Raw genomic sequence first — 21,016 nt, 5'->3', positions numbered from 1 at the left:
CATGGGAACCGCTCGCTGGAATCCAAGTGATTGGACAAGCTACGCTAAATCGACTGCCCACAAGACCACCGACGCCGTGTTCGCCTCGCGAGGCATGGACAAGGTTCTCGACCCCTTGGGAGCGGTCATGCGCGAATCGCGGGATTCGGATTTGAACCCGGCATCGACCGCCATCGTGGTCGGGCTGGACGTGACCGGCTCGATGGGCATGATCGCCGACGCCTTGGCCCGCAAGGGGCTGGGCACCATGGTCGAGGAGATTCTGGCCCGTAAACCGGTGTCCGATCCCCACATCCTGTGCGCCGGCATCGGCGATGTGCTGTACGATCGGGCGCCGTTGCAAGTGACGCAATTCGAGGCCGACATTCGTATCGCCCGCCAGTTGGAAAAAATCTGGCTGGAAAAAGGCGGCGGCGGCAATTCCTGCGAGTCCTACACCCTGCCGTGGTACTTCGCGGCGCTGCATACCTCGATCGATTGTTTCGAGAAGCGCGGCAAGAAAGGCTATCTGTTCACGGTCGGCGACGAAGAGCCGCCGCGCGATTTGCCGGCCAAGGCCATCGCCCGCTTCATCGGCGACCGGCCGCAACGCGATTTCAGCTCCCACGAATTGCTGACCATGGTCAGCCGCATGTACCACGTTTTCCACGTCATCGTCGAGGAAGGTTCGCACGCACGCCGCGACCCGCACGGGGTACGGAGCCGCTGGGTCGATCTGCTCGGACAGAGGGTGATCGGCCTGTCCGATCACACCAAGCTGGCGGAGGTCATCGTGTCGGCGATCGAAGTCAACGAAGGCCGCGACCGCGATCGGGTGGCGAAAAGCTGGTCATCGCGGCAGACCGCCCTGGTGGTACAGCGCGCCGTGGGCGGGCTGACACCCTCCCCCGGCCCGGCGGCTGGCGTGGTGCGGTTCTGACGAACGGATGTGGAGGAGTTCATCGCCATGCATCTCAACAAAACCGCTCGGGTCGTGATCGGTGCCCAGTTCGGCGACGAGGGCAAGGGTCGACTGACCGCTCATCATGTGATGGAAATCGGTGACGATGCGATCGTGGTTCGCTTCAACGGCGGCGCGCAGGCCGGCCACACGGTGGTCGCCCCGGATGGCCGGCGCCACGTATTCAGCCATGTCGGCAGCGGCGCGCTGGCCGGCGCCGCCACCTATCTATCGCGCTTTTTCGTCGCCAATCCCATCCTGTTCCTGAAGGAACTGGACTTGTTGGCGGCCCAAGGCGTCACGCCAACGGTCTACGTCGATCCCGCCAGCCCGGTGACCACCCCCTACGACATGATGATCAACCAAATCGTCGAGCGGGAACGGGGAGCCGATCGGCACGGCAGTTGCGGCATCGGTTTCGGCGAAACCCTGGAACGCAACCTGGATGGCCGTTTCGCGCTGACCGTCGCCGATTTGGCGGATCCATCGATGTTGACCAACCGTCTCGACGCCATCCGCCGCGAGTACGCGCCGGCCCGACTGGCCCGGTTGGGTGTCGCGCACACCTTCGAAGCCAACGCCGATTTGTTTCGGTCGGACGCCATCTTGGAACACTACGTCGAGGACGCGAGGCACTTTCTGGATGTCACGATCACGACCGAGGCACGGGCGGCGATTCGGGATCGACCCCTGGTTTTCGAAGGCGCCCAGGGTCTGCTGCTCGATCAAGATCGCGGTTGCTTCCCCCACGTCACTCGCTCCAACACCGGGCTGCGCAACGTACTCGCCCTGGCCGACGAACTGGGTCTGGAGCGACTGGACGTGACCTACGTCACTCGCGCCTATCTGACCCGGCATGGCGCCGGCCCGCTGCCGCGCGAGCGACCCGAAAAGCCTTATCCGGGAATCGTCGATACGACGAACATTCCCAACGAACATCAGGGTACCTTGCGGTTCGCTTGGCTGGATCTGGATCTGCTGGGACGCGCCATCCATGAGGATCTGAGCGACGCGGCCGCCTATCCGGCCTTGACCGTGAACGCGGGTCTGGCCATCACCTGCCTGGATCAACTCGACGGCGAAGCGGCGCGTTACTATCGGGGAGGCATCCAGTATCGATCTTCGCTGGAAACCTTCGTGGCGGCGGCGACGGAAGCGGTGGGTCTGGATCGGCCGTTGCTCGGCTTCGGTCCGAGCGGGGAGCTGATGCCTTGCGGATGATGACGACAGGGCTTTCAAGCACGCCCGGATCGCAGTATCGTTGCGCCGCATTTCGCGGACCATCCACCACCTGAGGAAGCAACCGATGCATCCGAATGCTTATTCCCCGGCTGAATGGGAAAAAATTGTCGCGTTTTCGGCCACTAAGGAGACCCCCTTTCTGCTGGTCTCGCTGGATCGAGTCCGACAGAAATTCCAGGCGTTCCGCACCCATTTTCCCAACGCGAAGATCTATTACGCGGTCAAGGCGAACCCCGGGAAGGAAGTGCTGGCTTTGCTGCGGGATCTGGGTTCTTGCTTCGACATCGCTTCGGTTTACGAACTCGATCAAATGCTCGACCTCGGCGTGACGCCCGATCGCCTCAGCTTCGGCAATACCATCAAGAAAGCGCGGCATGTCCGGGAAGCCTACGACAAGGGCATCCGGCTTTTCGCCAGCGACAGCGAGGCGGATGTCCGCCACCTCGCCAAGGAAGCGCCCGGTTCGCGGATATTCTTTCGGCTGTTGATGGATGCGGTCACCTCCGATTCCGATTGGCCGCTGTCGCGCAAGTTCGGTTGCCAGCCGCGAATGTTGACGGAACTGGTGTCATTGGCCGCCGATCTCGGTCTGGAACCGTATGGCATTTCGTTTCACGTCGGCTCGCAACAACGCGAAATCCCGGCCTGGGACGCGGCGATCGCCCAAGTTCGCGACTTGTACGACCAGATCGAGAGCGCCGGCATCTACATGAAGGCGATGAACATGGGGGGCGGTTTCCCGGCCGATTACCTGGTGAAAAGCAACCCGCTCTCCGTGTATGCGGAGGAAATCAACCGCTATCTCGACCTGCATTTCGGCGACTCCGTCCCGGCCATCTATCTGGAGCCCGGACGCGGGTTGGTGGGCGAAGCGGGGGTGCTGGTCAGCGAAGTGGTTTCGATCGCCAAGAAATCGAAAACCGATTTGAAACGCTGGGTCTATACCGATGTCGGCATCTTCAACGGTCTGATGGAGACCGTCGACGAATCGATTAAATACCCGGCTTACACCGAGAAAACCGGCGAAACCGGGGATGTGATCCTGGCCGGGCCGACCTGCGACAGCCTGGACATCATGTACGAGCATTACAAGTATCAACTGCCGCTGTCGCTGGAGATTGGCGACCGGATTTTCTGGCTCTCCACCGGGGCTTACACGGCCTCCTACAGCGCCATCGAATTCAACGGCTTTCCACCGCTGAAAACCTATTACCTGTAAACCCGGCCGGCCCATCCCGCCCGTTGCACCAGCCAACCGTCGATCCCGCAAGGAGCCCCTGCATGAAAACAACGCTACGCTTCCTGTTCCTCGCCTTCGTACTCGCTGTATCCGGTGTCCATGCGGCGGATACCGAGGCGGTGAACCAGGCGCGGAAGTCGGCTAATTCCTGGCTGGCGTTGGTGGACGCGGCCCAGTATGGGCAGAGCTGGGACGAAGCCGCAACGCTGTTCAAGAGCGCCGTGACCAAGCAGGAATGGATGAAGGCGGTTCAGTCGACGCGCGCACCGCTGGGCGCCCTGAAGTCGCGAACCTTCAAGACCGCCACCTTTACCCGCAGCTTGCCCGGTGCGCCGGATGGCGAGTACGTCGTCATCCAGTTCGATACCCGGTTCGAGAACAAGGCGGCGGCGGTTGAAACCGTTACGCCGATGCGGCAAAAAGACGGGGCATGGAAAGTGTCCGGTTACTACATCCGATAGGTCCAAGTCCATGACCAACCCTATTCTTTTCCTGTGCACCGGCAACTATTACCGGAGCCGGTTTTGCGAAGAATACTTCAATCATCGAGCCCGGTATCTGGGGCTGCCGTGGCGGGCGGATTCCCGGGGGCTGGCGCCAGATGTCGATGTCTTTCGCAATCCCGGACCCATTTCGCCGGCAACCCTTCAGAGGCTGACCGAGTTGGGCGCCAGTCCCGGTGCATCGCTACGTTATCCCCGATCCGTGCAGAGCGCCGATCTGGCTCGGGCGGATCGCATCGTTGCCCTGAGCCGCCATGAGCATCAGCCCATGGTGGAACGATTCTTCCCGACTTACGGACCGCTGGTCGAATATTGGGAGGTCGGCGACCTGCCGCTGGAAACGCCGGCTCACGCCCTCGAAAAAATGACCCGACTGGTCGAACGACTGGTCGATGAGCTGCAACCGGAAACCGAACGGATCGCGGCCTTCGCGCCTGCTCCAGCCAGCTAACCCGGCGCCTCGACCCACGGGCAAAACCCGCCATGGTCGGCGGGTTCGCCGTGGAGGCGCGACCTTCTTAATCCATCGGTTCGCCGCGTTCTTCCTCGGGGATGATGGCGGTCTCCGCGCATGCCGCATGAATCCAGGCCTGTACGTGGATATCCTGACGGACGGTATCGACATAGCGCGTGGCCAGTTCCGGCAGAGCGATGCCATAGGTATGAAAGCGCAGCGCCACCGGCGCGAACATGGCATCGGCGCAGGTGAAACGCCCGAACAGCCAAGGCCCCTCCTCATCGTCGCCGATCGCCTGACGACAGGTGCTCCAAAGAGCCACCACCCGCTCGATTTCCGTCTGAGCTGCTAGCGAGGGCACGACGCCCGCGCGTCGGCTACGGCAATTGAAAGGCAATTCCTCACGCAGCGCGGCGAAACCCGCATGCATCTCGCTGGCCGCCGAACGAGCCAGCGCCCGCTCATGCACATCGACCGGCCAGACCGCCGGATACCGTTCGGCCAGATATTCGCCGATCGCCAGCGACTCCCAAATCACCCGATCACCGTCCAGCAGGACCGGAACCCGGCCGGAGGGGGAATAGCGGGCAATCTGAGTCGCGGTGTCCGGCGCATGCAGAGGAACGGAAATCTCCTGAAATGTCACCCCCAGATGCCTCAGCAACAACCAGGGACGCAACGACCAAGACGAGTAGGTTTTATTGCCGATAACCAGGGTGAGGGCGGATATCATGGAGAAACTCCTTATGGGTGAATCATCGAAGTGAACGAGCCTTCATGGGCGCCAGAACGGTTTACTGCCTTCCCGGAAGGCGTCGGCGCGGCTGAGCCCGATATCCTTCAGCATCCTGTCGTCAAGGGCGAGCAGTTCGCGGCGCTGACGATAAACCGCATGGCGATCGCGCAGCCACGCGAGCATGCCGACAAGCAGGATGCCAAGGCCAGGACGACGATTGGCGGGACGTTCCAGGCACAGAGTCGCATTATGGATCATGTTCGGGTCCTCCAGAGTCTCAAGGGGTCGCGAGCTATCATGAAGAACGCCTATTGATTCATCCAACGAATAAGTTTTATATGACACATCATTTTTCGTGATGAATCGGGAGTGTTTTCATGTCCACCCAACTCGACCCGGATCTCCTGCGCACCTTTGTCGCCATCGTCGATGCGGGTGGCTTCACCGCCGCCGCGCAGCAGGTACATCGCACTCAATCCGCCGTATCGATGCAGGTACGACGGCTGGAAACCCTACTGGATCGGGCATTGTTCCAGCGCGAGGGGCGCGGTGTGCAGCTCACGCCGGATGGCGAAGCGATGCTTGGTTATGCGCGTCGTTTATTGAAGCTGCACGACGAAGCCCTGGCGGTGCTGGCTCGACCGGATCTGTCCGGCCTGGTGCGGCTGGGCACGCCGGACGATTACGTGGGACGGTTTCTGCCCGACATCCTGGTCCGCTTCGCCCGCGCCTTTCCGCGCGTTCAGGTGGAAGTGCATTGCGAGCCCAGCGTCAACCTGCGGCGCTTGCTGGCCGAGGATCGGCTCGACTTGGCGCTGATCACCTGTACGCCGGGCGCGGAAACCGGCGAGGTGCTACGTCGGGAACCGACTGTGTGGGCGACCGCCGAGCGCCATCTCGCTCACGAGGACGAACCGCTGCCGCTGGCGCTGTTCCAGGCCGGTTGTCCGTTTCGCGACTGGGCGCTGGCCGGTCTGAGCGGACTGGGCCGCCCGTATCGCATTGCCTATACCAGCGCCAGCATCAGCGGCGTTCTGGCGGCGGTGACCGCCGGGTTGGCGGTGACGGTGCTCGGCCGCAGCGTGCTGCCGGCCGGCGTCCGCCCTCTCGGCGCGGCGGAGGGATTCCCGCCATTGCCGCCGGCCAGCATCACGCTGCATCGTGGCGGTTCGGTTTCGGCGGTGGCGGAATGTCTGGCCGGTTACATGCGCGAAGGCTTCGCGGCCGAGGCGCTGTCTTCGTCGATGTCCTCGGGCAACCCGGCGATCCTGGCTTGAGGGCAATACCGCCCGTCTCTTCAAGCAAGCCGTCGCGTTGCCCAGGCCAGCGCGGCTTCCAGACGATCGTTGCCCCAAAACAGCTCGTCGCCGACGATGAAGGTGGGGGCACCGAAGATCCCCAGGGCCACGGCCCGTTCGGTTTGCGCCCGCAGCAACGCCTTGCTCTCGGGCGATTGCGCTTGTTGCAGCAGTTCGGCTCCCGGCAGGTCCAAGCGGTTCAGACACTGCTCCAGCACCTCCGGTTGGGCGATATCTCGGTCCTCGGCGAAATTGGCTCGGAACACGGCGCGCACGAAATCCGGCAGCCACGGTTCCGACGCGAACCGGCAGGCGATCCGCGCGGCGAGCACGCTATGTTGCGGGAATCGATCGGGTCGGCGGAAGGGCAGTTCCAGATCGGCGCAGATGCGCTCCAGATCCCGCCACATATAGCGCCCCTGAACCGGAAAAAGATTGAACGGCGAATCGTTCCAACCCTGGGCCTGGAAGATTGGACCGAGCAGAAAAGCCTTCCATTCCAGCGGGACCCCATGCCGACGGGCCAGCGCTTCCACCCGCAGGGCGGCTGGATAGGAATAGGTGCTGGCGAATTCGAACCAGAATTGCATGGTCGATTTCCTTTGGATAGAAGCATGAAGGGATGCATCTCATTCCGTTTCGCCACCTCGACCGTTGCGCCGAGGAGGTCGGTCACGCCCCGCGCAAAGCCTCCCGTCCTCTCGGCTCGATCAAGCGAGCGGCCACGGTTACCACTTCGGACCGTGGCCTTTGCTTTCGCGCTCGCCGTAGTCGCGAACGGCGTCGCCAACGGCTTCGCCGATCTTCTTCGGGGCGACGTCAGTGATGAACCAAGGCACTACGTCTTTCATATGATTGACAAAGTTGGTGTTTAAATAGTGGTAGTCGCAGAAACCGTCATTCTGGCGCGTGCAAACCGTTTGAGATTTGTCGATGTGAATATCGTGCCGGTGGGTGGATCGCGAACTGGATCGAACCACGCAGACGTGCAAGCCTGGACCACTGGTGATCAACTCGCGAAAGCAGTCGCGAGGGCCATGCACGGTTGTCGTCGGATCGTCCTCGCAAAAGAGCGAGGAGCCCCGCAGGAGTTTGAGCAAATCGTCCGGTTTGTCGCAGAGAAAATTGAAGCCCTGCGAAATTTGATGGCCTTGGGCATAGTTCCAAGGACCGATGATCGCTTGGATAAAAGGCCACAACTTGGATTCCTTGCCGCAACGCGCGTACACGGCGCTGATGACCGCCAAGTGACCGCCCGTATCCAAATCATTGATGTAATCGGCAAAGAGCCGACCGGGCCAGCCTTTGACGTATTCCTGATGTGATTGGACAAGGGTTTGTTTGAGCGACGCGGGAAGGTTGTTGTAGGCAGCGGGCAGCACGGGATCGGCCATGGGTATTTCTCGAAGGAACGTGGTCTTTCTAGTTTAGGACGTGTCATTGATCACGGGCTACCCACCGCATGGCGGGTGGCTTGAGGAAAGCGCCCAAAAGGGGCTGTTAGTGTAAATCGCTCGCCAAACCGGATGGCGAATTACCATGCATGCTCCTTCCCTTACGGGAGGCAGCATGGCTCACGAACACAGAATTCCTGACCGATTCATCCTCGGCGCTCAGAATTGATCCCAGCGTCGGCGCTGGCGTCGCCAAGGGAGAATGGGAATGATCAGCCCCAACAATAGCCCCCCAAAGCCGACACCCGCGCCAGCCAGAAACCAGTCGCGTTGGGATTTCTTCCGCAGCGAGGCATTCTCCCGTTCGAGGTGAGCGACCTGTTCGCGAGCCAGCGCGGTTTCCTGCTGTAGATTACGATTTTCCTGTTCGATGGCCAGGGTTTGTGCGGCGGCGCGGCGGATTTCCGCCAGTTCCTCACCGCAACGGGCCAGGGCGGCTCGGTTGGTGTTCAACGCTTCGACTTCGCCCCGCAAGCCGCGATTTTCTTCATCCAGCGTGGTGATGCGCGATTCGAGTTGCGTCACCTGATCACGAGGGGCGGGTTGATCCATCAGATAGCGGGTCAGTATCCACCGACGGTCCCTTCCGGAGTCTTGACCTTGGTGTAGCCTTCGGTGCCGTTGGTTTCCAGGATCTGCAGTGGCGTACCGCTGGGCGCCATGTTCAGAATCTTGTACTGGGTGGACATGCCGCGTCGGATCGGGATGGTGCAGGAATCGGTCACATAGCCGGTTTCGGCATGGACGGGGCCTGCCAGCGCGCCGGTGATCAAAAGTGGAAACAATGGCGACAATCGCTTCATGCGGGTTCCATGGTGGGGCGGCGAATATACAACTTTAAATGCGTCGGGGTCGGGCTGCCAACCCCCACGCACCGAGATCGGCCTCTTGATCACGCCCGATCGACCACCGATCCGTGACCGCTGGGTCGAAGCTGCGGCGCGACTGATTGGGTTGACATCAGTCGCGGACTCCCCTTGAATTGGATTCGATCATCCTCTGGCCCCGCCCTCGTTTGCCGCCTTTCCGGCCCGCAACCCGGTTGCTGGATCGAAACCCGCCAGCCGTCCAAGATAAAGCGCGACATGAAAAAATGTTTGTTTCTGCTCGTATTCATCGCCGCCGTACCCGCATGGGCCGGCATCCCCGCCACGCCGGTCATGACGCTGTATCAGTTCAACGGCAAGCTCGAAATCCCCTATTACGAAGTCGAATCCTTTCGCCGCTCCGGCCCTGCTTCGCCAGCCGGCTTCCTGACCCAGGGTACGTCTTTGATCCCTTGCCTGGTGATGCGAGACGGTAGACCGCTGACCGACCGCAACGGTACGCCGTATGTGGGGTTTCAGATCGTGGTGAATTCGCGCACGGCTACGCCGGCCTCGACCGAACGCTTCAAAGCCGCGTGGCGGCAGCGCCAATCCCTCACGGTAACCAACCACCACTGCGGTGCCGGAGTCCGGCATGTGATCAGCATCCGTAAATTGTATGCGCTGAATAAGGCACCGTTTTTCGACCCCCCGCGTCCAGCCAGAACTCGCACGGCCCCTCGCGCGTCCAGCGGCGAGCTGGACCGCATCGTGCGCGCCTTTCACCAGTCCCCTCAGTGCGAGGCCGCCAATCGCCATCTGATCGGACGGCGCGCTTCCTTGCAAAACGCCTGGGATTCTTTCATTCGCACCCATCGAAATCGCTGGTCCGAGCAGTCTCTACGGCAGGCCAAGCATCTGGACTACACCATGCGCACCGCGATCTTCGAGGGGCATCTCGACCGAGGCTGCAACGCCTACGGCGCTTGCGAGCGCAACATCATCGCCCTGTCGATCCGCAACCGGGGACGGGAAAGCTGTTCTCGCCATCAGGGCTGCCGGTTTCCGGGCGATTTTCAGGGCGTGGCCAGCCGGGTTTCCCAATACAATATCTGGGATGAATACCTGACACAGGTTTCCGGGTTGACCTCGTGTTTTCTGCGCGCCGACCTGGGCGGGAACCAAGCGACCGTGGGCGACGGTCATAACGTGCGGTATTACCACAAGCTGCAAAGCATGTATGCGCAAAATCTGGATTCGATGCAACGCATTTTATTCGGCGGCGATCAGGACCTGCGGACGGTTTTTCCCAATGTCTCCGTGGGGGAGCTGAAAAGCCTGCGCCACTACTATCATGCGCCGGCGATGGGCAAATGCTTCCCCCACCATGATCGAGTGGAGTACATCACCGGAGCGGTGGCCAGCAAAGGGCAAGATTTCGCGCTGATCGCCAACACCCGCATTCGGATCGAGCAACCGACGCGGGGCGGGTATTTTTTCCAGGATTTCCTGTTCCAGGAGGACGAAGACCGGGATGTGGTGCGGATCGTCGACCGCTATCCCGGCTTCGTCATCGATGGACGCAAGGTGTCGTTGCGGGCGGCGAGTCACTGCGCGCCCTACGGCATTCCGCGCGGCTGCCGATTCGGCACCGTTGGACGCTATCGAAAAACGCCCTCCTGGCTGCACTCGGGCCAACCGCTGGCGTTGACCTGCCACGTCCACGACCAAGGCAAGCAGTGCCAGGGCGGTGGCGGCACGCGGACGGTCACCGTGGGTGATCGCTGCGATACTCAAATGCGACCGGTCGCCGGCGTGCGCTAGCAAATCCCGGCGCCGACCGTTCAAAACCACTTTTCCCATAGCAAGAGACATCCACAACGGTGAGGCAAGACCCGGATGCAGCCACAACTCATTCCCGAATCCAACTATCTGATGCGGATGGCCGACGGGACCATCAAGCAAGTCAACCCGTTTACCGGCACGGAAGTGTGGACCGTGCCTGGTCGCGGCAACCGGCCGCTGGGGGTCGGTCCACTCGCGCCCGCTCCCCTCAATCCCGATCAGCACGACGCCCACTGCGCGTTCTGCGCCCGGCGTTATCTGGAGACGCCGCCGGAGAAGGCGCGCTTGATCCGTACCGGCAATGGTTTCGCCACCCTGCGCCACCTGCACGCCGAGGCGCTGTTCGATACGGTGGCCGAGTTTCGCCGCGTTCCCAACCTGTTCGAAATCGTGTCTTTCGATTACTGGCAAAAGAATTTCGACTACCGAGTGCCCGACGCCATCGCCGCCCACCAACGCGACTATCTGGCCTCGGAAGCGGGTCGCCACCACGTCCTGCAAGTCGTGGAACAACGGCTGAAAGCGTCCGGCCTGGATGAGGCGGCACGCAATCGACTGTCCCAGGAAGAGAAGCTACAGATGGCCAGCGCCTTTTTCGGCGGCGGCCACGAGGTGATCGTCGCCCGGCGCCACTACGCCGATGGTGCTACTCACAACGATCGGCTCGCTTCTTCTGGCACCCTAACCCCGGAGGAGCACTACCAATATCTGCGCTTCACCATCGATGCCGCGCGCGAACTGTACGTTCACAATCGCTACGTGCGTTATGTCGCGGTCTTTCAGAACTGGTTGAAGCCGGCCGGGGCCTCCTTCGACCACCTGCACAAGCAGTTGGTGGCCATCGACGAGCGTGGGGTCCAGAACGACATCGAACTGCAACGGGTGCGGGCCAACCCCAACCTCTATAACGAGGCCGCCGTCAACTTCGCCGCCTATCGCAACCTGGTGGTGGCCGAGAACGATCACGCCATCGCCTACGCCGGCTTCGGCCATCGCTACCCGACCTTGGAGATCTTCTCCAAGAGCGAACGCAGCCAGCCCTGGAACCACGCGCCGGAGGAACTGCGCGGGATGTCCGATCTGGTCCACGCCTGCCACGCCGCCGCCGGTTCCGACATCCCCTGCAACGAGGAGTGGTATTACAAGCCGCCCGACGTGGATGTGCCCATGCCGTGGCGGGTGCTGATCAAGTGGCGGGTATCGACCCCGGCCGGTTTCGAGGGCGGCACCAAGATCTACGTCAACACCATCGACCCGGAAACCCTGCGCGATCGAGTGGTGCCGCGCTTGTTCCAACTCAAGAACGAGGGCCGGATCGCGCCGATGAAGATCGCCTTCGAGTGCGATTGCGTGCCCAACTGCCTGCGCTACAACCCCGCCGTGCGCCGCCAAGAGTCCGCCCATCCCGAATTCCCGCCGCTGACGAATGGCCCGTCTCGGGAGGGTTGACCGTATCGGTCGAATGGATTCCAGGTGTCGTCCACACTGAAGTCTATTCGCCTCGGCTTGGTCCCATGAGCATTTGCGAAATCACCCTCATGAAAAACCCTTTCATCATGTTCCGCCACCTTCCGTTTTGTCGATCGAGCGCGCTTGCCAATTTTACGGCGCGGAAATGGCGCGCGCGTCTCTTCTTCTGTGGGCTGTTGGCCATGATGACCGTGAGTTGCACGGCCCGGACCGGACCGGCGCCGATCAGCGGGGATGTCCCGGAGGCCACGGGTTGGCGCGCGGAAGTGGTGGTCGGGGGTCTGGATCATCCCTGGTCCATCGCTTGGTTGCCGGACGGGTCGGCGCTGGTGACCGAGCGCGCCGGTCGCCTGCGCCTGATCCGCGATGGCAAGCTTGACCCGGAACCCATAGTCGGCCTGCCGCCGGTGTTGGCTTTTGGCCAAGGCGGATTGCTGGATGTCGCACTGCATCCGGATTTCGCCGACAACCACCTCGTCTATCTGTCCTTCGTCACCGGCACCCCGGAAGCGAATCGCACGGCGCTGGCGCGCGGACGCTTCGACGGCCACGCGCTACGCGATACCGAGGTGATCTTTAGGAACGCCGACCCGAAGTCCGGTGGTCAGCACTTCGGTTCCCGCATCGTCTGGCTACCGGACAAAACTCTACTCTTGAACGTCAGCGACGGCGGCAATCCGCCGCTCAGCTTCAATGGCGAGAACATCCGTAACCAAGCTCAGAATCCGGGTACGCATTTCGGCAAGGTGTTGCGGTTGAAAGACGACGGCACACCCGCGCCGGACAATCCGTTCGTCGGTCAGCCGGGCGCAAAGCCGGAAATCTGGACTCTTGGCCATCGCAACATCCAGGGCATGACCCGCGATCCGGTCAGCGGACGCATCTGGGCCAACGAGCATGGTTCGCGCGGTGGCGACGAGCTGAATGTCATCGAGGGCGGTCACAACTACGGCTGGCCGGTGGTGACTTACAGCATCGAATACTGGGGTCCGAAGATCTCGGATGAAACCAGTCGCCCCGGTATCACCGATCCCATTCTGGTTTGGACCCCATCCAAGGCGCCCAGTGGACTGACGTTCTACACCGGCGAGGTCTATCCAGGCTGGAAGGGCGACCTGTTCAGCGGCGCGCTCAAGTTCCGCCAGATCCGCCATCTCAAACTGAATGGTACTCGGGTCGTCGGCGAGGAGAAACTGACCATCGGCCAGCGGGTGCGGGACGTGCGGCAAGGACCGGACGGCTACCTGTACGTGCTGACCGATGAGGACGATGGGGCGCTGCTGCGCATTCTGCCGGTGGGGAAATGACACCAGCGGGCGATCTCGCGCATGGGCGCGTGGTTTACCGAACTGGAGCATTTCTCCGCCAATGCGACACCACCCAAATCATCCAGGGGCGTCACCACCGCATCGAGTGTGAACCGTGGTGACAGCGAACGAAATGTCCTTCATCCTGTTGACTCCTCATCCCACCACGCCGCATCCGTCCCTTTGGCGCGTGGAGGCGCGGGTCCGGCGGCGCGGGGCACGGCTTGTGCTGGATTACCGGATCGAGGGCGATCCGAGCGGCCTGCTACTTCCTGCCCCTAGCGAGCCCCATCGCACCGATGGGCTCTGGCGCCATACCTGCTGCGAAGCATTCCTCGCGGTGGACGGTCAACCGGGCTATTACGAATTTAATTTTTCCCCCTCGACCGCCTGGGCATGCTATCGGTTTACCGGCTACCGCGCGGGGATGAACCCCGCCGTCGCGAATCCGTCGCCGAGGATAAACTCGTGGATCCATCCAGATCGATTCGAGCTGCAAGCGATCGTGCATCTCGACGGGCTGCCGGCGGGCGCGGCGCGGCGGCTCGCCGTGGCCACCGTCGTCGAAGCACGGGACGGCGGCTTGTCGTACTGGGCGCTTCGCCATCCATCAGGTCCACCGGATTTCCATCACCCCGACGGTTTCGCCCTCCAATTGGGATCTTCCGCTGCTTGATCGATCATCCGCCCCCGCCTACGATACCCACCTTTCATTTACGAAACCCGCCGGCTCGCCGAAAACCGAACCGGTCTCCGCACCTGCTCGAACCCTGTCGTCATGACTATCCGAAACCTTGATTACCTGTTCAAACCAGACACGATCGCCTTGATTTGCGGTGGCAACGGCGACAGCGAAGCCATCATCATCCGTAACTTGATGAACGGCGGTTTCACTGGGCCGATCATGCCGGTGGACACCAAACGCTGGGCATTGGCGGGCGCCCTCGCCTATCGCGATATCGCCAGTCTGCCCCTGGCTCCAGCGTTGGCCATCATCGCCCGGCCACTCAAGGAAGTGCCGGTGCTGATCCAGCAGTTGGGCGAACGCGGCGCACGGGCGGCGGTGCTCATCAGCGAAACCCGCGGCATCCCGCAAACCGAACGCGAAACGCTGTTCCAGGCGATTCTGGACGCCGCCGAACCTTATCTACTGCGCGTGCTGGGACCCGCTTCCCAAGGGTTCAGCGTGCCGCTGTCCAATCTCAACGTCAGTCTGAACCGCCAATCGTTGTTGCCTGGCCAGATCGCCTTTGTCACCGAGTCCGGCACCATCGCGCAAACCGCGCTCGACATCGGCAATCACTACGGTTTCGGATTCAGCCATCTCATCCACTTGGGCGACAGCCTCGATGTGGACCTGGCCGACATCCTCGACTATTTGGCCGGGGATTATCGGACCCGAGCGATCCTGCTGTACCTGGAAAACATCGGCGATGCTCGCAAGTTCATGTCGGCGGCACGGCACGCGGCACGCGTCAAACCCGTCATCGTGCTGAAACCGCGCCGCCATCCCGAGGAGCCCGACGACGCCGTGTACGACGCCGCTTTTCGCCGCGCCGGTCTGCTGCGGGTGGAAGACAACGACGAGTTGCTGCAGATGGTCGAGGTGCTGAAAGCGGCCAAGTTGCTGCACAACGACCGTCTGGCCATCCTCGGCAACAGTTCCAGCATGAGCCTGCTGGCCACCGATACGCTCTATCACTTCGGCGGGCGACTGGCACAATTTTCCGAGGCCACCCAGCAGGGCTTGGAAAAGCTGATCGAACCCAATGCCCCGCCCAACCCAGTCGATCTCGGCGATCAGGCCGATGTCAAAGCCTATCAGCAAGCCTTGGATCTCCTGCTGGCGGACCCAGGAGTGGATGGCGTGCTGGTCATCAAGACACCCAGCGCGCTCAGCGACGCCACGGCGGTGGCCGACGCGCTGATCCAGCGCCTACCTAATCAGCGCTGTTGTGTCATCGCCAGCTTTCCCGGCCCAATCACCGGGCAGGAAGCGCGGCGACATCTGCTGGAACGACAGGTCCCGACCTACGAAACCGCCAGCGGCGCGGTGCGAGCCTTCATGCGGATCGTGCAATACAAGCGTAATCAATCGCTGCTGATGGAAACCCCACCTTCGCTGCCGGAGGAGTTCACCGCCGACGTCGCCGCGGCGCGAGCCCTGATCGCCGATTCGTTGGCCAGCGGCCGTCGCTACCTTAACGAGTACGAGGCCATGCAACTGCTGGCCGCCTACTGCATTCCGGTCGCGGAAACCCGGTTCGCCGATTCGCCGGCCGCCGCCGCCGCCGCCGCCGCCGATCTGAGCCAGCCCGTGGCCCTGAAGATCATGTCGCCGGACATCGGCGCGAAATCGCAGATCGGCGGAGTCGTGCGTTATCTGAACACTCCCGAGGCGGTCGGCCAAGCCGCCGCCGCCATGCTCGCGCAACTGCACGCCGTGGCCCCGGCGGCCAAATTCGACGGTTTTGCGCTCCAGCCCATCATCCCTCGGGAGGGTGCCTACGAAATCGCTCTGGGCGTGCGCTCCGGCGAGCGATTTGGACCGGTAATCTGCTTTGGCCAAGGCGGGACGGAAGCCGAGATCATCAACGACATGGCCTATGGCCTGCCGCCGCTCAACATGCACCTGGCGCGCGAGATCATGGCGCAGACCCGCCTCTATCAGCGTCTGCGCTACAGCTTGCTGCGCCGCGCCGACCTTAACGCCGTGGCGCTGACCCTGGTCAAAGTCTCGCAGATGGTGATCGACCTGGGTGAACTGGTCGAACTGGATATCAACCCGTTGCGGCTCAACGCCCGGGGCGTGGTGGCGCTGGACGCCCGAGTGCAGCTCGCCCCCAAGGCGCCGGCCCACCGTCTGGCGATTCGCCCCTATCCGAAGGAGCTTGAGGAAACGCTCTCGCCGAACGACGAAAAGGAACTGCTGCTGCGCCCAGTGCTGCCGGAGGACGAACCGTCGTTGCAAGCGCTGGTATCGCGCGCCTCGCCCGAAGACCTGCGCTTGCGCTTCTTCCAGCCGATCCGCGAGTTGTCGCATCAGATGGCGGCGGCGCTGACCCAAATCGACTACCATCGGGAGATGGCATTGGTGGCGGTCGGCCCCGGACTGCCCGGCAAGGCGGAGATTTACGGGATCGTCAACCTCAGCGCCGACCCGAACGGCGAGCGGGCGGAATATTCGATCATCGTCGATCGAGCGATGATGCGACTGGGTCTGGGCAATCTGCTGATGCGGCGCATCATCGATTATGCGCGCCGGCGCGGCATCGGCGAAATCTACGGGGGAAGTATTGCAGGAAAACAAACCCATGCTGCAATTGGATCGCGCGCTGGGTTTCGCCATCCATACCGATCACGATGATCCCAGCGTAAAGCATGTTATTCTGAAACTGCACTGTATCGGCTCGTCCGCGGGATAATTTCATGAGCGAAAAAGAACGAAATGAGTGAAAAACGGCTTCTAGTGGTCGACGACGAACCGGAATTCGGCGAACTCGTCAGCAAGGTGGCTTCCGATCTCGGTTATCAAGTACGGGTCGTCACCGACGGCCGCGCTTTCCAACAAGCGTATTTCGAACTGCACCCCACCCTGATCGTCATGGACATGGTGATGCCGGAAATGGACGGCAACGAACTGGTGTTGTGGCTGGTGGAGCAAAACTACGAGGCCAGTCTGATCATCATCACCGGCTACAGCCCCGACTACGCCAAGGACGCCCGCCTGCTGGCGGAATTCAAGGGCTTGCGTTCGGTGATCACCCTGACCAAGCCGATCCGGTTGGCCAAACTGCGCGAAGTGCTGGGCGAAGGCTGAAGAGGCGTGCCACCACGCCGCCACGGCCGCGCATCCATATCCCAATCCAGCATCATCCATTGACCCGTTAGGGCCGAATCCATGCAAGAGTCTTCCTTCCAGCACGGCACCACCTCCTCCAACCCGATCTACTATGTCGGGGTTGGCGCCTCGGCCGGCGGCCTGGAGGCGCTGGAGGCGTTTTTCTCGCACATGGCGGCCGACAGCGGGATGGCCTTCATTGTCATCCAGCACCTCTCGCCCGACTACAAGAGCATGATGGTCGAACTGCTCTCCAAGCGCACCGCCATGCCGGTGCAACGGGCCGAGGAAGGCATGCGGGTCGAGGCCAACTCGGTTTATCTGATCCCGCCCAAGAAAAATCTATCCATCTTCCACGGCAAGCTGCTGCTGAGCGAATCGGATCGCTCGCGCGGGCTGAATCTACCCATCGACGTATTCCTGCGCTCGCTGGCCGACGATCAGGCCGACAAGGCGATCGGCATCATCCTCTCGGGTACCGGCAGCGACGGGGTGCGCGGCATCCGGGCGATCAAGGAAGCCGGCGGGATGGTGATGGTGCAAAGCGAGGAATCCGCCCGCTTCGACGGCATGCCGCGGTCGGCCATCTCCACCGGACTGACCGACTGCATCCTGCCCCCGGACGAAATGCCGGAAAAGCTGCTGTCCTTCGCCCGCCACCCCTACGCCGCCAAGACCGATCGCCCACCCGTGCTGTTGACGGACGAAGATAATCTGATGCGCATCTTCGCCCTGCTGCGCGAGCGCACGCGAGTGGATTTCACCTATTACAAACCCAGCACCGTGGCCCGACGCATCGAACGGCGCATCGCAATCTACCAACTCCAAGATCTGCGGGATTACGTGCGCTACATGGAAGCCAATCCGAGCGAAGTGAACACGCTCTACCGCGAACTGCTGATCGGAGTCACCAGCTTTTTTTCGCGACCGCGAGGTGTTCGACGAACTGGAAACGCAGCATTTGCCGCGCTTGTTCGAGCGGGCGAACAATCAGGAGGCACGCTTCTGGGTGGCCGGTTGTTCCACTGGCGAGGAAGCCTATTCGCTGGCCATGTTGAGCCGCGAAGTGTTGGAACAAATGGGGAAACGATTGGAGGTCAAAATCTTTGCCACCGACATCGACCGCGACGCCATCCTGCGCGCCAGCAGCGGCATTTATTCGGATGGTATCGTCGCCGACCTGCCGCCGAAGCTCATGACCAAGTATTTTCACTACAAGGAAGACCGCTATCAGATCGACCGCTCCATCCGCGAAATGGTGGTGTTCGCGCAGCACAATCTGATCAAGGACCCGCCGTTCACCAACATCGAACTGGTCAGTTGCCGCAACCTGCTGATCTACCTGCAGCCGGTATTGCAGCGCAAGGCGATGGAGATGATGAACTTCTCGCTCAATCCGCAGGGCGTTCTGCTGCTGGGTACCAGCGAAACGACCGGCGAAATGGCCGACCTATTCGATTCCCTGCACCAGAAATACAAAATTTACGCCTCCAAGGGCAAACGCCGCCCAAATGCCGAAAAACCGAATTTTACCCTTTTCCAGGAACCTCGATTTACACAGGACCGTGGCCAACCAGCGGCCGGCAGTGGCCGCCTGTCCCGTGCTCAGGAGGAAGAGCGCCTGCTCAGCCGCTTCCTGCAGGCGCTGGTCGGCGATTACCTGCCACTGGTGGTGATAGTCAACGAGCAACTGGAAGTACTGCACATCTTCGGCGACCCGGAAGGTTACCTCCGCTTGCCCTCCGGCAAACTGATCAACGACATCACCAAGATTGCCTCCAAGGATCTCGCCATCCCGCTGGCCACCGGCTTGCAAAAAGTGTTCAAGTCCGGCGAGGAGCTGAAATACACCAGCATCCGCACCAAATGGCGCGATGAAACCAAAACGGTACAGATTCGCATCCGCCCACTACCGGGGAAACGCGGGCAGGAGCTGCTGGCGGCGATCTTCATCGAAGATCTAGCCGCACGGCTCGAAGACAGGAGCAGCGGCAACGAGGCGCAGGTATACGACCTCGGTCTGGAAGTTGAACAACGCCTCCACGACCTGGAGCAGGAGCTGCAATTCACCCGGGAAAACCTGCAAGCCACCATCGAGGAGTTGGAAACGGCCAACGAGGAACTGCAAGCCACCAACGAGGAATTGCTGGCCAGTAACGAGGAATTGCAAAGCACCAACGAGGAATTGCAATCGGTCAACGAGGAACTACATACGGTCAACGCCGAGCACCAGAGCAAGATCATCGAATTGACTGAGCTGACCAACGATCTGGACAACCTGATGGCTAGCACCCGGATCGCGACCCTGTTCCTTGATGAAAACCTGGCCATTCGCCGGTTCACGCCCGCGATCCGACGCATCTTCAAGATTCTGGACGGTGACATCGGCCGCCCGATCAATCATCTGCTGCACAATCTGGATATCGACTTGTTCGGGGTCATCAAGGAAGTGGCCGAAACCGCCGTCGAGCAGGAACGGGAAGTCCGCACCGAGGATGGCGCTTGGTTTCTGATGCGGGTGCTACCCTATTATGTCGGGGTGCGCACCATCGCCGGGGTGGTGCTGGCCTTCATCGACATCAACCTGCTGAAGACCACCCGCGATGCGCTGAACGAGCGCGAAACTCGGCTATCCAGCCTCTACCGGGCCACGCCGGTGGGAATCGGTCGAGTCGCCAACCGGATATTCCTGGAACTCAACGACCAGCTATGCCAATTGTTCGGATACTCCCGTGCCGAGTTGGTCGGTCAGAGCGCGCGTCTGATGTATTCCTCACTCCAGGAATTCGAGCGCGTCGGCAAGGATCTATACGAACAGATCCGGCTGCACGGAGTGGGGACGGTGGAAACCTGCTGGCAGCGTAAGGACGGCACGCCCCTGCCGATCCTGCTCAACGCCTCGGCGCTGAATCCGGACAACTCGGAAGAGGGCGCGATCTTCACCGTGCTGGATCTCTCCACGCACCGCAAGGCGGTGGCGCGCGCGCAGGCCAGTGAGGAGCGTTTCCGGCAACTGTTCAACACCATGGCGGAAGGGGTGGTATATCAGAACGAGCGTGGCGAAATCGTTTCGGTCAACCCGGCCGCCGAGCGTATTCTCGGCCTACCGGCCGACCGGATCTCGGGGTGGACCTCCGCCGATCCCCAGTGGCAAGCGCTCCGCGAGGACGGTACGGTTTTACCTCCCGACCAACATCCGTCCATGATCGCCCTGCGGACGGGCCAGCCGGTGACGGCCACCGTGATGGGCGTACACAATGCCGCGCTCGAACATACCCGCTGGCTCCGGGTCAACGCCATTCCTCTGTTCGAACCGGGCACATCCAAGCCCACGCAGGTTTATGCCACCTTCAACGACATCACCGCCAGGTTGGAGGCAAAGCGCGAGCTGAAGCGCATTCAAGACGAATTGCGCGAATCGGAACGCTTCGCGCGAGCGGCGTTGGACGCCGTCTCGGCTTGCGTCGCCATCCTTGACGAAAACGGGACTATCCTAATAGTGAACAAAGCTTGGCGCGATCTTGCCCGCGCGAGTTCGGGGCCATTGGCCGGCCTACTGGAGGGGAGCAACTACCTGCAAGCCTGCGAGTGCCCGCAAGATGCCGCCACCGAGAAAGCGTCCGACTTTGCCGTGGGAATCCGTGCCGTGCTCGCTGGAACGCGCCCGCGCTTCATCCAGCACGACTCGTCCTGTCGGGCATGGTCGGAACAATGCACGCTGGTCAGGCGTGCCACCGGTTTGCCCGGCGACGGGCCGATGCGCGTCATTGTGATTCACGAATGCACGGGCGCCACCGCAACGGGCGAACAACCGCGACAATAAAAAAGCCACAGGCGCTGAATGGTCCAACGCACCGCAACGTGCCGGGCCCGCCTG

The 21,016-nt window shown here is 61.7% G+C and carries 19 protein-coding genes and 1 pseudogene; 14 read left to right on the top strand and 6 right to left on the bottom strand.

Annotated elements, in window-relative coordinates; all coding sequences use genetic code 11:
* Position 1: 1 nt before the first annotated feature.
* The 5 genes from E4P82_RS10400 to E4P82_RS10380 all read left to right on the top strand — a co-directional run bounded on the left by E4P82_RS10400 (position 2) and on the right by E4P82_RS10380 (position 4,376).
* Positions 2–919, top strand: coding sequence for a VWA domain-containing protein (locus tag E4P82_RS10400; protein WP_169248812.1), 918 nt, complete (start codon positions 2–4; stop codon positions 917–919).
* A gap of 27 nt (positions 920–946) precedes the next feature.
* A complete protein-coding gene (locus E4P82_RS10395) occupies positions 947–2,161 on the top strand; it encodes an adenylosuccinate synthetase (RefSeq protein ID WP_169248811.1) in 1,215 nt (404 codons plus the stop codon).
* An 85-nt stretch (positions 2,162–2,246) separates the two neighbouring features.
* A complete protein-coding gene (locus E4P82_RS10390; protein WP_169248810.1) occupies positions 2,247–3,401 on the top strand; it encodes a type III PLP-dependent enzyme in 1,155 nt (384 codons plus the stop codon).
* Between the two features lie 62 nt (positions 3,402–3,463).
* Positions 3,464–3,883 carry a DUF4019 domain-containing protein gene (locus tag E4P82_RS10385; RefSeq protein ID WP_169248809.1) on the top strand — a complete coding sequence of 140 codons (420 nt, stop codon included), beginning with the start codon at positions 3,464–3,466 and terminating at the stop codon, positions 3,881–3,883.
* A 10-nt stretch (positions 3,884–3,893) separates the two neighbouring features.
* Positions 3,894–4,376 carry an arsenate-mycothiol transferase ArsC gene (locus E4P82_RS10380; RefSeq protein ID WP_169248808.1) on the top strand — a complete coding sequence of 161 codons (483 nt, stop codon included), beginning with the start codon at positions 3,894–3,896 and terminating at the stop codon, positions 4,374–4,376.
* 67 nt (positions 4,377–4,443) lie between these two features.
* On the opposite strand, the gene E4P82_RS10375 is transcribed toward E4P82_RS10380, so the two are convergent.
* Entirely contained in the window at positions 4,444–5,115 is a 672-nt protein-coding gene (locus tag E4P82_RS10375; RefSeq protein WP_211203106.1) for a glutathione S-transferase family protein, read from the bottom strand.
* Positions 5,116–5,157: 42 nt separating this feature from the next.
* Complete coding sequence (locus E4P82_RS10370) at positions 5,158–5,376, bottom strand: DUF1127 domain-containing protein (RefSeq protein ID WP_246327510.1); 219 nt, start codon at positions 5,374–5,376, stop codon at positions 5,158–5,160.
* A 119-nt stretch (positions 5,377–5,495) separates the two neighbouring features.
* Between E4P82_RS10370 and E4P82_RS10365 the strand changes: the two genes are divergently transcribed.
* Entirely contained in the window at positions 5,496–6,395 is a 900-nt protein-coding gene (locus E4P82_RS10365) for a LysR substrate-binding domain-containing protein (RefSeq protein WP_169248807.1), read from the top strand.
* A gap of 20 nt (positions 6,396–6,415) precedes the next feature.
* Here the strand turns inward: E4P82_RS10365 and E4P82_RS10360 are convergent, their stop codons facing one another.
* The 4 genes from E4P82_RS10360 to E4P82_RS10345 all read right to left on the bottom strand — a co-directional run bounded on the left by E4P82_RS10360 (position 6,416) and on the right by E4P82_RS10345 (position 8,673).
* Positions 6,416–7,006 carry a 2-hydroxychromene-2-carboxylate isomerase gene (locus E4P82_RS10360; RefSeq protein ID WP_169248806.1) on the bottom strand — a complete coding sequence of 197 codons (591 nt, stop codon included), beginning with the start codon at positions 7,004–7,006 and terminating at the stop codon, positions 6,416–6,418.
* Between the two features lie 138 nt (positions 7,007–7,144).
* A complete protein-coding gene (locus tag E4P82_RS10355) occupies positions 7,145–7,810 on the bottom strand; it encodes a hypothetical protein (RefSeq protein ID WP_169248805.1) in 666 nt (221 codons plus the stop codon).
* Positions 7,811–8,029: 219 nt separating this feature from the next.
* Entirely contained in the window at positions 8,030–8,422 is a 393-nt protein-coding gene (locus E4P82_RS10350; RefSeq protein ID WP_169248804.1) for a TIGR04211 family SH3 domain-containing protein, read from the bottom strand.
* A gap of 11 nt (positions 8,423–8,433) precedes the next feature.
* On the bottom strand, positions 8,434–8,673 hold the full coding sequence (locus E4P82_RS10345) for an SH3 domain-containing protein (protein ID WP_169248803.1): 240 nt from the start codon (positions 8,671–8,673) through the stop codon (positions 8,434–8,436).
* A gap of 282 nt (positions 8,674–8,955) precedes the next feature.
* Here E4P82_RS10345 and E4P82_RS10340 point away from each other — a divergent pair, with 282 nt between their 5' ends.
* The 8 genes and pseudogenes from E4P82_RS10340 (at position 8,956) to E4P82_RS10310 (ending at position 20,962) form a co-directional block, all read left to right on the top strand.
* Positions 8,956–10,500: a hypothetical protein gene (locus E4P82_RS10340; RefSeq protein WP_169248802.1), complete on the top strand. Its 1,545-nt coding sequence runs from the start codon at positions 8,956–8,958 to the stop codon at positions 10,498–10,500.
* Between the two features lie 75 nt (positions 10,501–10,575).
* A complete protein-coding gene (locus E4P82_RS10335) occupies positions 10,576–11,970 on the top strand; it encodes a DUF4921 family protein (RefSeq protein WP_169248801.1) in 1,395 nt (464 codons plus the stop codon).
* A 203-nt stretch (positions 11,971–12,173) separates the two neighbouring features.
* Complete coding sequence (locus E4P82_RS10330) at positions 12,174–13,298, top strand: PQQ-dependent sugar dehydrogenase (RefSeq protein ID WP_169248800.1); 1,125 nt, start codon at positions 12,174–12,176, stop codon at positions 13,296–13,298.
* A 118-nt stretch (positions 13,299–13,416) separates the two neighbouring features.
* Positions 13,417–13,974 carry a DOMON-like domain-containing protein gene (locus tag E4P82_RS10325; protein ID WP_312914705.1) on the top strand — a complete coding sequence of 186 codons (558 nt, stop codon included), beginning with the start codon at positions 13,417–13,419 and terminating at the stop codon, positions 13,972–13,974.
* Between the two features lie 102 nt (positions 13,975–14,076).
* The gene (locus tag E4P82_RS10320) at positions 14,077–16,665 is read left to right on the top strand and encodes a bifunctional acetate--CoA ligase family protein/GNAT family N-acetyltransferase (protein WP_246327509.1); all 2,589 of its coding nucleotides are present in this window, start codon (positions 14,077–14,079) and stop codon (positions 16,663–16,665) included.
* 81 nt (positions 16,666–16,746) lie between these two features.
* On the top strand, positions 16,747–17,118 hold the full coding sequence (locus E4P82_RS10315) for a response regulator (protein WP_169248799.1): 372 nt from the start codon (positions 16,747–16,749) through the stop codon (positions 17,116–17,118).
* An 81-nt stretch (positions 17,119–17,199) separates the two neighbouring features.
* Positions 17,200–17,946: pseudogene (locus tag E4P82_RS22085) on the top strand (chemotaxis protein CheB); the annotation flags it as partial.
* A 127-nt stretch (positions 17,947–18,073) separates the two neighbouring features.
* Positions 18,074–20,962, top strand: coding sequence for a CheR family methyltransferase (locus tag E4P82_RS10310; protein WP_312914700.1), 2,889 nt, complete (start codon positions 18,074–18,076; stop codon positions 20,960–20,962).
* Positions 20,963–21,016: the final 54 nt, after the last annotated feature.

Source organism: Candidatus Competibacter phosphatis (genome assembly GCF_012939995.1).
GTDB classification, from domain to species: Bacteria; Pseudomonadota; Gammaproteobacteria; order Competibacterales; family Competibacteraceae; genus Competibacter; species Competibacter phosphatis.
This window is presented reverse-complemented; position numbering and strand designations above follow the sequence as displayed.